The following is a 14,230-nucleotide window of genomic DNA, read 5'->3' as shown; positions in this document are numbered from 1 at the left end:
CATCGGGCTCAACATATACTCAAGTCAGAGAAGATATTATTCTTAAATCACGCCACGGATACGGTCATCAAAGGCTGAAAGGGCAGCCTTTGCACCTTCTCCCATAGCAATTGTAATCTGTTTGTAAGGCACCGTCGTAACGTCACCAGCAGCATATACGCCACTTAGATTAGTGCGATTGGTTGCGTCAATGACAATCTCATTGCGAGGAGTAACCTCTACTTGATCCTTGAAAGCATCGCTGTTTGGCGACAAACCAATCTGAACAAAGACACCATCTAAGGCTATATCACGTTCCTCATCATTGGTGCGGTCCTTCACTCTGATACCCGATAGCTTCTGACCATCACCCAAGAGAGCTGTTGTTTGGGTAGAAAGGAACACCTCAACATTAGGCAGGCTGGCTACTTTCTGCTGTAAAACTTCATCAGCACGCATAGCATCAGCGAACTCAAGTACGGTCACGTGGCGGCAGATACCAGCCAAGTCAATGGCTGCTTCGATACCAGAGTTACCACCACCGATGACTGCTACGTCCTTACCTTTGTAGAAAGGACCATCGCAATGAGGACAGAAATGCTCACCATGACCGATGTATTTATCCTCATCTGGCAGACCAAGAAGGCGCCAACTTGCACCTGTTGCAATCACAACAGCTGGTGCGGTGAAGGTTTCTCCACCACGTACTGAAACAGTCTTAATAGCCTCTTTCAAGTTGGTTGATACCACCTTGCGGTTGTCGAATACATCAATCGAATAATCATTGATATGTGTGCGAAGGTCGGCAGCAAGCTGTGTACCTGTCGTTTTGGTAACAGAGATAAGATTCTCGATACCTGTTGTGTCGTTTACCTGTCCTCCAATACGCTCCGCAACGATAGCTACGCGCAAGCCTTTGCGAGCAGAATAGATAGCAGAAGATGCTCCAGCAGGACCACCACCGAGTACGATAACATCATATTCACGTACTGTTTGCACCGCATTCTCATCATGGTCGGTACCAACTTTGTCCTCCAACTCTTGCAGAAGGATACCAAGATCACCACGACCGGTGTGCAATGGTTCCCCATTAACGTACACAGAAGGTACGCCTTGTATGTTCAAACGTTGTATTTCATCCTGATAAAGACCACCATCAACCATCTCATTGCTAATATTTGGGTTGATAAGCGCCATTACGTTGAGTGCCTGAACAACGTCAGGACAGTTTGTACAGGTGAGTGATACGTAGGTCTGAAGGCGGATTTCACCCTTCAACGACTTGATACGTGTAGCTATCGCCTCGTCAGGAAGGTTCTTACCCTGTCCGTCAGAGTTAAGGATAGCAAGGAGCAACGAGGTAAACTCGTGACCATTTGGTATACCACGGAAGCTGATACCAGTCTCTTCACCATTGCGAAGAATACTGAATGAGAAGTGTTCTCCTTCCTGATAAACCGTCTTTATCTTGTCAGAAGTAGAGGCAATATCCTCTACGAAAGACGAAAACTCTGCAGAGTTCTCATCATTACTATTGCGAGTAACGCTAAGGGTTATATCAGATGAGAGCGAACCAAAGACGCCCTTCACCTGTTCGAGTATGCTTGAATCTAACATGGGGCTTGTAAATTTCTCTATATATTATAAAAAAATGGAGAGACAAAGTCCGAAGACTTATCTCTCCACCATAACTTCTATGACACTTTTATGTCTGTTATTACAGAAACTAAGTCTTAGAGCTTACCAACAAGGTCGATGCTTGGCTTCAATGTTTCGTCACCCTGCTTCCACTTAGCTGGGCAAACCTCACCCTCGTGAGAAGCAACGAACAACGCAGCCTCAACCTTACGTACCAACTCATCAGCATTACGACCGATGCTGTTGTCCTGGATTTCAGCAATCTTAACGAGACCCTCTGGGTTTACGAGGAATGTACCACGGTAAGCCAAACCCTCGTCCTCTTTGTATACACCGAAGCCACGGCTCAATACGCCAGTTGGGTCAGCAAGCATTGTGTACTTAATCTTCTTGATTCTATCAGAAGCATCGTGCCATGCCTTGTGTACGAAGTGAGTATCAGTACTTACTGAGAATACCTCTACACCAAGACCCTTGAGCTGCTCGTACTTGTCAGCCAAATCCTCCAACTCTGTAGGACATACGAAAGTGAAGTCAGCTGGATAGAAGAAGAAGAGTGCCCATTTGCCCTCGATATCCTTGCTTGAAACGGTCTTAAACTGTCCGTCCTGGAAAGCCTGAACGGTAAACTCTGGTGCGTGTGCATTAATAATTGGTTCCATATCTTACTTAAAACTATTTATGTGATTAAATCTTTTTGTTTTGCAATGCAAAGTTAGTATTTGTAATCATTACAGACAATAGATAAAATCTATGTGCTGATTAATAAAATCTATCAAGATGTATTATGGTGCTGATTGTCAATAAGTTATATTCCTATATTTGGTAGATTAAAAGATTACCTTCAGATAAAAAATATATCAAAAAAGTACTTATGTATTCCAAAGTAGAATCGGAAACACTCGTGTTGTCTTTGAAAAGCAAGCTGAATAAGCTAAGAACAACTCTTACTTCATAACAAGTTGTAGTCAATAGAATCATATATAATAAGGTTGTCAACCTTTAATATGCTTTGTGCTCAGCCTCCGCACGTTTTGTGTTCAGCCTCCGCACCACATGTGCGGAGCGTTAGCACACTTAGTGTGTGGTGGCTTGTTGATTGTTGGGTGATAGTTGTTAGGTGTTGAAGAACACTGATAGAAAACTTATAAGGTGGTGAAGAATAATACTTATTTATAGTGATTGGAGGTGTATACACTCACTATAAAGGATGAAAAAGATAGGTATAAAGCATAAAAACAGGATGATAAGACGGCTATTTGGCTTTTTTTATCTATTTTTGTCATAGTCTATACATGGTATTAGAAGAATGACACTACAACAATTAGAATATGTAATGGCAGTTTATCGGCTCAAGCATTTTGCAAAGGCAGCCGATGACTGCAATGTTACACAGCCTACACTTAGTTCGATGATTCAAAAGTTAGAAGACGAATTAGGTGTGAAAATCTTTGACCGTAAGCGTCAGCCAATACAGCCTACACAAGCGGGTATGAAGGTGATTGAGGAGGCTTGGAAGGTGCTTAATCGTGCAAAGAAACTCAAGCAGATAATCGATGAGGAACGGCAGGTGCTGACCGGTACCTTTGAGGTGGGTGTGCTACCGACAATTGCACCTTATCTTATTCCGCGATTCTTCCCACAGTTAATGAATGAACATCCTGAGATGGATGTGAGGATTACGGAGATGAAAACCGAGGATATGCGCAGGGCACTTCGTAGGGGCGATATAGATGCTGGTATCTTGGCACGTGTCGACGGACTGGAGGAAATGTCGTGTACACCGCTTTATCGTGAACAGTTCTTCGGTTATGTAGCAGAAGGCGACCCATTGTTTGAAAAGGAGTTTATTCGTCCTGCTGACTTGTCGGGAGAGTACCTGTGGTTGTTGGACGAAGGACATTGTTTCCGTGACCAGTTGGTGAAGTTCTGCCAGCTAAAGTCGGCTGCTTTAAGCAAGAAGAGTTATAACTTAGGAAGTATAGAAACCTTTATGCGTGTAGTAGAGCATGGCAAAGGAGTTACCTTTATCCCTCAACTTGCCCTCTCGCAGCTCACAAAGGAACAGCATCGTTTAGTGCGTCCTTTCGCCCATCCAGTGCCTTCTCGTGAGATAATACTGATGACATCGCCTAACTTCATTCGTCATACATTGCTCCATATGCTTGCAGAAAGGATAAAAGAGTCCTTACCTGATGATTTCCAAAGTTAAATCTTGGCAGTTTTCCTATAGGAGGTAATAAGAATAAAAAGGTTCTTCCGTTAAACGTGTGGATACTTTTCGTATAGCGTTAGCGGAAGAACAGAACTTACTCATTAAAGAAAAGCATAGTCAAGGACATCAATTATCTATTCTTTTTTCATCCTCCGTCACAGAAACCTTTTTCTTTTTAATACTCGAAAATCCACTGATAATGTTTTGAAAAATCATTACATAAACTTGAGCAAAACATCTATAAGTAAGGATAAAAACGCTTGTAAAAAGTGGGTTTGTAACCAACAGGGAATCAGTCAGTTATAAAGTAGTAAAAGAAAAGGCGCTTAATAAGACTTCAAAAGGGCGTTAGTTGGACTTCAAAAGGGTATCTTTAGCAAGCCAATTAGGCGTCTTTAAGAAGCCAAAAGAGCATGTATTTAAAATCATGATGTGAAAAAATAGGACAAAATAAAAAGCAATTAGCCCAATTGGACCTATTAGCTTAATTAGCCTAATTAGGCTAATAAGAATAAGTTGTTTGTAGAGGATAATATCAATATAGTATCTATTTGCATTTCTTGTATAGCGTACAAATGTATTGTAAGCTCTTTTAAAACATTCTATAGCTACTACTTATACAATGTTTTGTTTGTCACATATTATATTTTTTATTATCTTTGCAATGATAAGATACCTATTTTAGCATATACAATTATAACCTCATATGATATGAAATTCAATTCAAGACAAGCTAACCAACAGTATTCAAGTTTTAATCTTAAAGATTTCTTTGGTATGAATAATCCTAAAAAAATATTGCTTCCAGTAGCTCTTGTAGTCACTTTTTGTGCTATTGGTCTTGTTTTCTTCTCGTTTGTAAATCCTTCTTACGACCAAGAAGCGGCATTAAAGATGAAGCCTATCTTCTTTGGTAGTACGCGTGTTGCTGATGAACCAGTAAATTCAATTACACTGATTGCACCAACAACGACCGCTGTCTACTTTAATATTCTGCCACAGAAGATGCAGTTCCAGTTTGATGATTTGCTTTCAAACGACAATACTCCACTTGATGTTAATATGTATATGATTATCCAAGTGAAGAAAGGACAGACCCCTGACTTGCTGAGGAACTATGGAGAAAACTGGTTTGAGAACTTCATTGAACCTTATTTCCGCAATAAAGTGCGTGAGTATGTATCCTCTTGTTCGCCATTCGACTTGATGAGTAATCGTGAGGTTCTTGCAAAGTTCGATGACCGTATTAAGCAGTCTATGCGCCAGTATGTAGCCTCTTTGTCACGAAAGGCAAACTTCCCTATTGATATTCAACAGGTAATTACCGACCGTGTGATGCCTAACAAGGAGCAGTTGGAGGAGATGAACAAGACTGCTGCAAGTATTCAGGCAAAGCAAACACAAGAGAAGCGTGCCGAAATGGAACTTGCACGTGCTAAGGCTGAGCGTAATAAGGCGGTGGCTGATAAGGCTTATATGACCGAACTAAACCTCTCTCCAGCACAGTTCATACAGTTGCGTGCATGGGATGTTATCGAGAAGAAGAATGGTGCTAACATAGATGTTCTCTTTGGAGGAGGCGAAACACCGATGTGGAATATCCGTAGATAGACTACGTCTTCACCGATTGTAAATAAAGTAAGAACGCTTAGACCTATGACAAAAGGTGAAATCTATCTTGTGGTCCTTTCCATCCAACTTTTTATATTGGTAGTTATCTTCTTTGTTGTTCGAGTTGTACTCAATCCTCCAAAGAACATTATAAAGAGTTTTATTATAGTTGATGGCAATCTTTATGCCCGTTGTCAACAGGGACATATCGCACTGATTAAGCCGCCTCGGCCTATCTGTATAAAAGATATTGTTAGGATAAAGCTTAATCAGAGCATATCTTTCAATGGTAGATTTCCAGTTGTTGTGGAAACAAAGGATGGGAAACGTGTTACGCTCTTCATCGGTGGGATCTCTCCAATGCGAGAACTCCAACGGCTTCGAGAAGAACTATTAGCAAGCGAGTTTGATGGAGAAATCTATTGAATCACGGTCATGGCTGTTGGGTGTTGATTGTTGGGTGATGATGTAAAGTGCGCATCTGGGGGAACATGTTTGGCTTGGGTGTTGGGTGTTGATTGTTCGGTGATGATGTAAAGTGCGCATCTGAAGGAACATGTTTGGCTTGGATGTTGGGTGTTGATTGTTAGGTGATGGTGTAAAGTGCGCATCTGGGGGAACATGTTTTGTCTGGGTGTTGGGTGTTGATTGTTCGGTGATGATGAATAAGTGCGCATTTGAGGGAACATGTTTAATAAATAAAAAGAGGTGATTGCCATGTTGGTAACCACCTCTTTGTTTCTTTATACTATTTAGATGATAGCCTGATAGAGTAGTTTAATACGTACTATATTCAAGCTTATGCTAATCTATCTCTTGTTTTGTAGACTTATTTCAACTTAGCTTCAAGATTCTTCAGCATGTCAACAGTCATATCGTCGAGGTCATACTGAGGTTTCCAATCCCATTCAGCGCGTGCGCAACTGTCGTCAAGACTGTCTGGCCAACTGTCAGCAATACCCTGCTTGAGTGGGTCTACGTCGTATTCCATCTCAAAGTCAGGCTTGTAACGCTTGATAGCATTGAAGATTTCTTCAGGGTCGAAGCTCATTGAAGCAATGTTGAAACCATTGCGATGAACCAAACGAGTTGGATCAGCTTCCATCAATGAGATAGCTGCGTGCAAACCATCTGGCATGTACATCATGTCCATCAGTGTTCCCTTCTTGATAGGACACACGAACTTCTCACCACGAACAGCAGCGTAATAGATGTCAACAGCATAGTCAGTAGTACCACCACCCGGAGGTGTTACATAGGAAATCAAACCTGGGAAACGTACTGAACGGGTATCAACACCATACTTCTTAAAGTAGTAGTCGCTGAGCAACTCTGTGGTAACCTTTGACACACCATAGATTGTACCAGGGCGTTGAACAGTGTCCTGTGGTGTCTGTGTGTGAGGTGTACTCAAACCGAATGAACCGATAGAACTTGGAGTAAAGACCGCACAATTGTTCTCACGTGCTACTTCCAAGATATTCCACAGACCGTCAATACCGATTTTCCAAGCCAGTTGAGGCTTCTTTTCAGCAACTACAGAGAGTAATGCAGCAAGGTTGTAGATGGTGTCAATGTTGTATTTCTTAACAACATCGGCAATCATCTCTGGGTTAGTAACGTCGGCCTCTGCTGATGGACCGCTTTCTTTCAGTTCACCTTTAGGTTCTGCTCCTTTAATGTAACCAGCAACAATGCTGTCGTTTCCATAACGTTTTCTAAGTTCTCGGGTAAGCTCTGAGCCGATTTGACCTGTAGAGCCTATGACCAATACATTTTTCATAAATATTGTTAAGCTTAAATATAACTGGTTGCAAAGTAAGCATATTTTTTGTTGATAACGCACTATTAGGTATTAAAATTATTAAAAAATTAAGTCATCACGTAAAAAAAAACTCCTTAACGTCCTTTTTCTCGTTTTTTATAAGTTACTTTGCCTACTAATAAATAAAATCTAATGTTATGTACGGTAAGATGAAAGAACATCTCAGTAATGCACTTGCTGAGATTAAAGAAGCAGGACTTTACAAAGAAGAAAGAATCATTGAGAGTCCTCAAAGTGCAGCAATCGAAGTAAAAGGTAAGGAAGTTTTGAACTTCTGTGCAAACAATTATCTTGGTCTTTCTAATCATCCACGTTTGATAGAAGGTGCTAAGAAGATGATGGACAAGCGAGGATTCGGTATGTCCTCTGTTCGTTTTATCTGTGGAACACAAGACAGCCACAAGGAACTTGAAGCTGCCATCTCTGATTACTTCAAGACTGAAGACACTATTCTCTATGCTGCTTGCTTTGACGCTAATGGTGGAGTCTTTGAGCCATTGCTCACTGATCAGGATGCTATTATCTCTGACGCACTCAACCACGCCTCTATTATTGATGGTGTACGCCTTTGTAAAGCGAAGCGTTATCGCTATGCAAATGCTGACATGGCAGACCTTGAGCGTTGTCTACAAGAGTCACAGGAACAGCGTTTCCGTATCATCGTTACTGATGGTGTGTTCTCTATGGACGGTAATGTTGCTCCAGTTGACAAGATTTGCGACCTCGCTGAGAAGTATAACGCTCTCGTGATGGTTGATGAGTCTCACTCTGCCGGTGTTGTTGGTGCTACTGGTCATGGTGTAAGCGAACTCTGCAAGACCTATGATCGTGTGGATATCTACACTGGTACACTCGGTAAGGCATTTGGTGGTGCACTCGGAGGATTTACTACTGGCCGCAAGGAAATCATTGACATGCTTCGTCAGCGCAGTCGTCCATACCTCTTCTCTAACTCACTTGCACCTTGTATTATCGGTGCCAGCCTTGAAGTGTTCAAGATGTTGAAGGAGAGTAATGAACTTCATGACAAGTTGGTTGAGAACGTTAACTACTTCCGCGATAAGATGATGGCTGCTGGTTTTGATATTAAACCAACCCAGAGTGCTATCTGTGCGGTAATGCTTTACGATGCTAAGTTGTCTCAGGTATATGCAGCTAAGCTCCTTGAAGAGGGTATCTATGTAACTGGTTTCTATTATCCTGTGGTACCAAAGGGCGAGGCTCGTATTCGTGTTCAGCTCTCAGCTGGTCATAATCGTGAGCAACTTGACAAGTGTATCAACGCTTTCATCAAGATTGGTAAGGAACTTGGTGTGTTGAAATAGTCTACTTGTAGACACTGATTAGTAGTCAGCACCATTGGTGCTCAGCGTCAGCACGTGTGGTGCTGTTGGTAAGCACCATATGTGCGGAGTACGAATAGATTATTAAAAGATAGAAAAAGAGCGAGTGCCAGGATAGGTACTCGCTCTTTGTTATTGGATAGTTGTTTATCGGATAACGCTTGTGTAACGACCACTTTGTGTGATGATGCGTACCACGTAGGTTCCCTTTGGAATGGAGAGGCTAAGGTTGTCGGTGCCACTCGCAGCACTACTTGCTACCAACATACCATTCATACCATATACCTCCACACGCTTCAAGCCCTGCTGCTGTATGTGTAAGCATCCGTCAACGAACTGCAGTGTAGGTTTGATGCTCACTTCTTCCACACCATTTGTTTCTCCCTCAGGATATTTGTCATATGGTCCATTGATAAGGGAAAGGTAAGGTGACGTTGTCGAATTTGGTAATAAGTCAACGTTCCTACCATCCACTACACCAAACAATGCCACTCGATAACGTCGGTTATTGATGAGTTTTTCGGTCTTTGGGTTAATCCAGTCGCTGGTTATTATTGTCATATCATCAGCCTGTGTGAGGTCTACCTGCAGTGGCTTCTTTGTCACTTGGATAGACATACCTGTCACAGTGTCGATAAGATAGAGAGTCAGATCACCCTTGTATTGTACGTTCTTTGCAAGAGATGCAATACATGCGACTCTGAATGTTGGACTTTTTGATACATCAAAGTTCTCCATTTGCACACTTCCTTCCTCGTTATCTTGCGCATAAACAGTCGCTTTTGAGAAGATACCAGTCTGACTCTTTTCCTCAATCGTCAGTGTATAAGGTTCTTGTGAAGCACTTTCACGTACCTGACAGCTTACGTTGTCGGCATTGGTGATAGTCGTGCGCAAGTGATAAGTACCCGAAGCAATGTCGTAAGGAAGGTTGAATGGCAGTCTAACACGCTTGGTTGTGTAGACATCAAAGTCAACCACTTCATCCGTCTGTGTGGTATATACCACCTTATTCTCACCATTTAGGAGTTCTACTTTTACGCTTCCGTTGAAGAAATTAGCATCTAATTTTCGGATGTTTAGACGGAGAACATTCGGCTCACCCGGCATCACTTTGTTGTCTAAATTAGGCTCGGTTGTGAGCTGGAAGGTCGGCTTTTCTGTTGGCAACTCTAAGTAAGTTATCTTGCCGTTCTCCACCTTCATTACGATACGTGGGGCTTTCTTCATACGCGCCCAAGCACCTAATGTACCATCTTCCAGCATCTGTGCAGCAATAGGATAGAGTGAATAGGTGCCGTTTGTAAGGGTAGAGAAGTCGAGTGTGAAGGTTATCTTGTCATCTATCACACCTCCAGAAACCCACTTCCCTTCGTTAAAGACAAATCGTTCCTTAGTAAATATCTTCCTTCCATCCTGTCCATAAGGTGTTACCTTTACCAGTTTGCCCTCTTGGTCATAGATTCCCAAACCGATATCGCCTACAAGTTCACTTTGACTTTGATTGATAAATCTTGAATACATCACCTTAGCTGTAGCAGATAAGGTTGTTGGAGCATCTCCTACAAATGCCATATCACTTCCGTAATCAAAGTTGATATTAGGCGACTGATAGGCAATGTCAGCATCAATCTTAGGTATATTAGGTTTGTTAGGATGTATCGCAATGACATGAAGACGTCTGTTGAAGCTATGCTGTGCACCATTAAACTCACTACCTGTAGACGTTACACTCAAGGTAACAAGTGAGTAATAGCCATTTGCTTGACCATTCCATCCAAAGTTCATGTGGAACCTATCCTCCTCATCAAAGCCATCGCAAACCCACGCATGACCACCTCCAGTCTTCGAATCACCAGATATGTAGAGTGGAAAACCATTGCGGAGCTCTTTCTTTACAATCTCGATAAAGTTGTCAATACCCTCATATAATCTGGTTACCATTGAGGCATCATAGTCGAAGTAATTGCGCAATGCACGCTCAGCCATATAGCTCTGTGTACCACTTGCCCTATCTGTGTATTGCATATTGGTTGCAATACCCACATCATTCATCAACAAAGCCACAGCATCTTCCTGCTTTGTAGTAATGTTTCTGCGGTTATAATCAGGCAACATATTGTCCCAGTCGTAGTGTGACTTTGTAAAATCGGCTGAGCGAACAGTGTTATCAAACGTCACCGTGTAGCTTTCTTGTCCCTTACCTTGTGCTGGCCATTTATGGTAATACATTACCTGTGCAACCGCAGTAGCCACACACCCCGTTACATATTGGGTCAGCTTGCTGTAGGGATAGTCCTGTCCCCACTTGCTTTTTAGCAAAGGCTGCACAGCATCAGCAGCTTTTGTTGCTGCTCCTGCACGTGTGGTAAGTGTCTTATTCTTGCCCAACTCCTCATACACCTGTCGATAGGAATCAAAGAGATAACGTGCTTCGGGATTGAGGTTAGCCATATCAATCGAAGCCTCTTTGCTATAAGCTAACACCTTACCCATCTTGTCATCGCCTGCAATAACTACAAAACCTTTGCCTTCGTCATCGTTGAAGACGTAGTAAGGTTGCTGTGTTGCCGTTGCTGCAGCACGTGTTTTTATGTTTTGATCAGCCGTCTTGCTGACATTTACATACGTTCTTGCTATGCGTAAAGCAGTGTTGAAATCAACATTGTCAGCATAGTTTGCTGTTACAGAAAGTAGGAGGGAAAGAATGAGAAAACTTCTTCTCAATAGGATATTCTGTGCTGAAAAGACAGTTTTTTTGCTATTAATTTGAAATATTGAATATGTCATATCAGGTTTATACCAATGAATTATAGACTACAAAGGTACACTATTTTTTTGATTTCTCTATATATATTAGGAACGGATTTGGGCTTAATATATCGATAAAGGGTCAAAATTAATGTGTAATCAGGGGTTAAGACTTATATATTTGCATGGTAACTCTCTCCTAAATTGATACTATGGCAAATCCGTAATCTACAAATAGCTTATTCCTATTAGCCTAATTAGGCTAATAGGTCCAATAGGGCTAATTGCACTAATAGTTTGTTGTTTTGTCATAATTTTTCACATCATGATTTTAAATACATGCTTTTTTGGCTTCTAAAAGACGCCCGATAGGCTTGCAAAAGGTGCCCTTTAAGCCCCTTACTAACGCCCTTTTGAAGTCCAATTAAGCATCTTTTATTTTGCTGCTTTATAACTGATTGATTTCCTTTAGGTTACAAACCTGTCTTTTATACGTGCTTTTGTCCTTGTTTATAGCTGTCTTGTTCGAAATTATGTAATGATTTTTCAAAGTGCTGTCGGTGGATTTTCGAGTGTTAAAAAGAAACGGTTTCTGTGTCGGAGGATGAGAAAAGACTATATAGTTAATGGTCTTGCCTATATCTTTATATAGACTATTTGTTTATGTTTTATTGCAGATGAAAACGCAGTAAAACATAAATGTAAATCGAATTCAGTTGATAGCGTTAGAAAGTAATCTGCTTATTGATCTTTCCTTTATACGTGTTGATACTTAAATAGATGGAATCCTTCTGCTTAAAACCATTCAAAGGAATACTTGTAAAGACACGTCTGCTATAGTATTCGGGTACTCCATTTTGGTGATGATGTAGTCGAAGATAAAACACTCGACCGCCATTAGGTAGGTTTTTTACGGAATCACAGACAATAGCTAAGGTCTGAACAGCCTTTTTGTCTTCTGTCTTTCCAGTCTTTAAGTTAAGTGTAAGATTCAAATACTTATGATTCTTGCTTATCCAAACGCTTTCAAAACCAACCGGGTCGGTGTACACAATGGGTAAGTCAAGTGCCAAACGAGGGCGTAAGACAGCAACAGGACTAATGGCAAAAGACGATGTTATGCCATTTTCTACCTTATTATAATATAGTAAGGCACGGTAAGTAGTGTCGGGTCTTTTTGCCCATTGTTCTTTTACTGCAGGTTTTAAGGTCAGTTGTATTCCGTCATCAGTAGTTGCTGAAGCGAAAGCTGATAGCTCGTTGGTCCTTGCTTCAACAAAGTCGGTATGTAGATAAGACAGTTCGCTGTCGCCTGTCTCATAGAAGTCATGCTCACAGGCACTGACTATGAGTAACGACATGACTGCCGTTACCATAGTCAATAGTCTGTAGAAAGTCTTTCCGAACCAGTCCACGTTGTGTTATTTCTTAAAGGTGAGACGATTCAAAAGTGACTTAAATCTGCCACTTTCAGATGACGCAGCAATGTAATTCTTTGCAGGATAAGCATACTGTGTCAACAGACAAGTGCGTAAGAACTTATCATCACGGTTCTCAATATCGATTTTCTCAATCTGACCATCGAGGTAAGTATTGAAGTTCTGATAGTCTTCCACTGTATAATACTCTTCGTAAACACGTGTATCCTGAATCATATCTAATGCTACGTAGTTGATAGGATAGAGTTTGTAGTTACTGTGGATTTGGTGATCGATATGTGCTGCAATCGTATCGAAGAGCTTGTTCTTTGGCAGTTCCTCATCTACTGTGTCAAGCCATTCGTCAATACATGGTGCACATTTGTAGAAGATATGTCCCTTGTAGCCTTTGATTCCTACTAACATACTCTCGAGATCGTCCTCTGCAGTCTTCTTCCAATAAGGTAAATCACGACGCAATTGATACTCACGTGCCTTGAGATAATCGCATGGATCGTACTCATAAGAGATAGCTAACGGCACGATGTGGAGCTGCTTCAGACGTTCGATGATAGTGCCTTCGCCGCCCATAGCCATCATCTTCAGAATCGCAGGTTGGGTAAGGTCGTTTGAATTCTTCGCTCTTCCCTGTCGTTGAGCAATCCATACATTGTCATTCTTCTCAGCAATAGCGAAGTGAATATACTCTGACATACGCTTGCTTGCACGGAGCATCTCAACCGAATGGAGGGCACGCTCTACAGTAAATGACTTGTTGATACGCACCAAATCACGCACCCAATCCTGCGAAAGGAGGTTGTCACCGATAGCAATCTCACAAGTAGTGGTAAAGCCAACATCCATGAGAAGCTTGTCGAGGAAAGCAGAATCGAGCACAATGTCGCGATGGTTGCTGACGAAGGTATAACGTTTGCGTGTATCGATATTGACTGCATCCATGCTACAACCTAAGCTCAACTCCGTGACAAGACGCTGGAGGAAAGGATAGCAGAATGTTTTTTGGAATTCAAGATTCGTCTTACAAGCGTGCATCTTCTTTGCTATCGCCTCTGCTGGAACATCAGGGTAGAGATATGCCAGCACCTTTTGAAACTGCTTATCAGCAAGAATCCTATCATAGACTGCCGGTAATTCTTCCGGCTCAAACGGACGGATAGGGTCAAACTCTGATGGTATTTTCATAATCGTAAAAATTAATTTGTTTCTATTTTATGTCTTATTGCATGCCCTAAGAACCTGCAATGATTAGTTCTATGCCCATTTCTTCAATCTTGTTGGCTACAAACTGTGGTATTTTAGCATCGGTAATGATGATGTCAACATCCTCAAGTCCACTAATTGCAGCGTGTCTATCACGCTTTACCGTATGAGAATAGTTTAGTACAAATATAGTTAAAATAAATCAATGGCTAAAGGTGAAGCCCTCGTT

General features: G+C 41.6%; 10 protein-coding genes. 4 read left to right on the top strand and 6 right to left on the bottom strand.

Annotated features, from left to right (window positions below; all coding sequences use genetic code 11):
• Positions 1–42: 42 nt before the first annotated feature.
• Together ahpF and ahpC are read right to left on the bottom strand one after the other, a co-directional pair.
• Positions 43–1,596 (bottom strand): alkyl hydroperoxide reductase subunit F, encoded by a 1,554-nt coding sequence (ahpF, locus tag HMPREF0659_RS06195; protein WP_013264481.1) that lies wholly within the window; start codon positions 1,594–1,596, stop codon positions 43–45.
• A 116-nt stretch (positions 1,597–1,712) separates the two neighbouring features.
• Positions 1,713–2,279, bottom strand: a complete 567-nt coding sequence (gene ahpC / locus HMPREF0659_RS06190; RefSeq protein ID WP_013263799.1) for an alkyl hydroperoxide reductase subunit C — start codon at positions 2,277–2,279, stop codon at positions 1,713–1,715.
• A gap of 647 nt (positions 2,280–2,926) precedes the next feature.
• Here ahpC and HMPREF0659_RS06185 point away from each other — a divergent pair.
• From HMPREF0659_RS06185 to HMPREF0659_RS06175, 3 genes are all read left to right on the top strand, one after another.
• Entirely contained in the window at positions 2,927–3,829 is a 903-nt protein-coding gene (locus HMPREF0659_RS06185; RefSeq protein WP_013265018.1) for a hydrogen peroxide-inducible genes activator, read from the top strand.
• 780 nt (positions 3,830–4,609) lie between these two features.
• Positions 4,610–5,443: an SPFH domain-containing protein gene (locus HMPREF0659_RS06180; protein WP_174254485.1), complete on the top strand. Its 834-nt coding sequence runs from the start codon at positions 4,610–4,612 to the stop codon at positions 5,441–5,443.
• A gap of 45 nt (positions 5,444–5,488) precedes the next feature.
• Positions 5,489–5,869 carry a hypothetical protein gene (locus HMPREF0659_RS06175; protein WP_044045915.1) on the top strand — a complete coding sequence of 127 codons (381 nt, stop codon included), beginning with the start codon at positions 5,489–5,491 and terminating at the stop codon, positions 5,867–5,869.
• A gap of 403 nt (positions 5,870–6,272) precedes the next feature.
• Here the strand turns inward: HMPREF0659_RS06175 and HMPREF0659_RS06170 are convergent, their stop codons facing one another.
• Positions 6,273–7,226, bottom strand: a complete 954-nt coding sequence (locus HMPREF0659_RS06170; protein WP_013264995.1) for an NAD-dependent epimerase/dehydratase family protein — start codon at positions 7,224–7,226, stop codon at positions 6,273–6,275.
• A gap of 179 nt (positions 7,227–7,405) precedes the next feature.
• Between HMPREF0659_RS06170 and kbl the strand changes: the two genes are divergently transcribed.
• Positions 7,406–8,593 carry a glycine C-acetyltransferase gene (gene kbl, locus HMPREF0659_RS06165; protein WP_013264183.1) on the top strand — a complete coding sequence of 396 codons (1,188 nt, stop codon included), beginning with the start codon at positions 7,406–7,408 and terminating at the stop codon, positions 8,591–8,593.
• A 165-nt stretch (positions 8,594–8,758) separates the two neighbouring features.
• Here the strand turns inward: kbl and HMPREF0659_RS06160 are convergent, their stop codons facing one another.
• From HMPREF0659_RS06160 to HMPREF0659_RS06150, 3 genes are all read right to left on the bottom strand, one after another.
• A complete protein-coding gene (locus HMPREF0659_RS06160) occupies positions 8,759–11,401 on the bottom strand; it encodes a thiol protease/hemagglutinin PrtT (protein ID WP_013264530.1) in 2,643 nt (880 codons plus the stop codon).
• A gap of 686 nt (positions 11,402–12,087) precedes the next feature.
• Complete coding sequence (locus tag HMPREF0659_RS06155) at positions 12,088–12,738, bottom strand: NigD1/NigD2 family lipoprotein (RefSeq protein WP_013264329.1); 651 nt, start codon at positions 12,736–12,738, stop codon at positions 12,088–12,090.
• Between the two features lie 45 nt (positions 12,739–12,783).
• Entirely contained in the window at positions 12,784–13,983 is a 1,200-nt protein-coding gene (locus HMPREF0659_RS06150; RefSeq protein WP_013264951.1) for a 1-acyl-sn-glycerol-3-phosphate acyltransferase, read from the bottom strand.
• Between the last annotated feature and the right edge of the window lie 247 nt (positions 13,984–14,230).

The organism is Prevotella melaninogenica ATCC 25845, assembly GCF_000144405.1.
In the GTDB taxonomy this organism is placed as follows: Bacteria; Bacteroidota; Bacteroidia; order Bacteroidales; family Bacteroidaceae; genus Prevotella; species Prevotella melaninogenica.
Note: the sequence above shows the minus strand (reverse complement) of the source record. Positions and strands in the feature narration are given on the sequence as shown.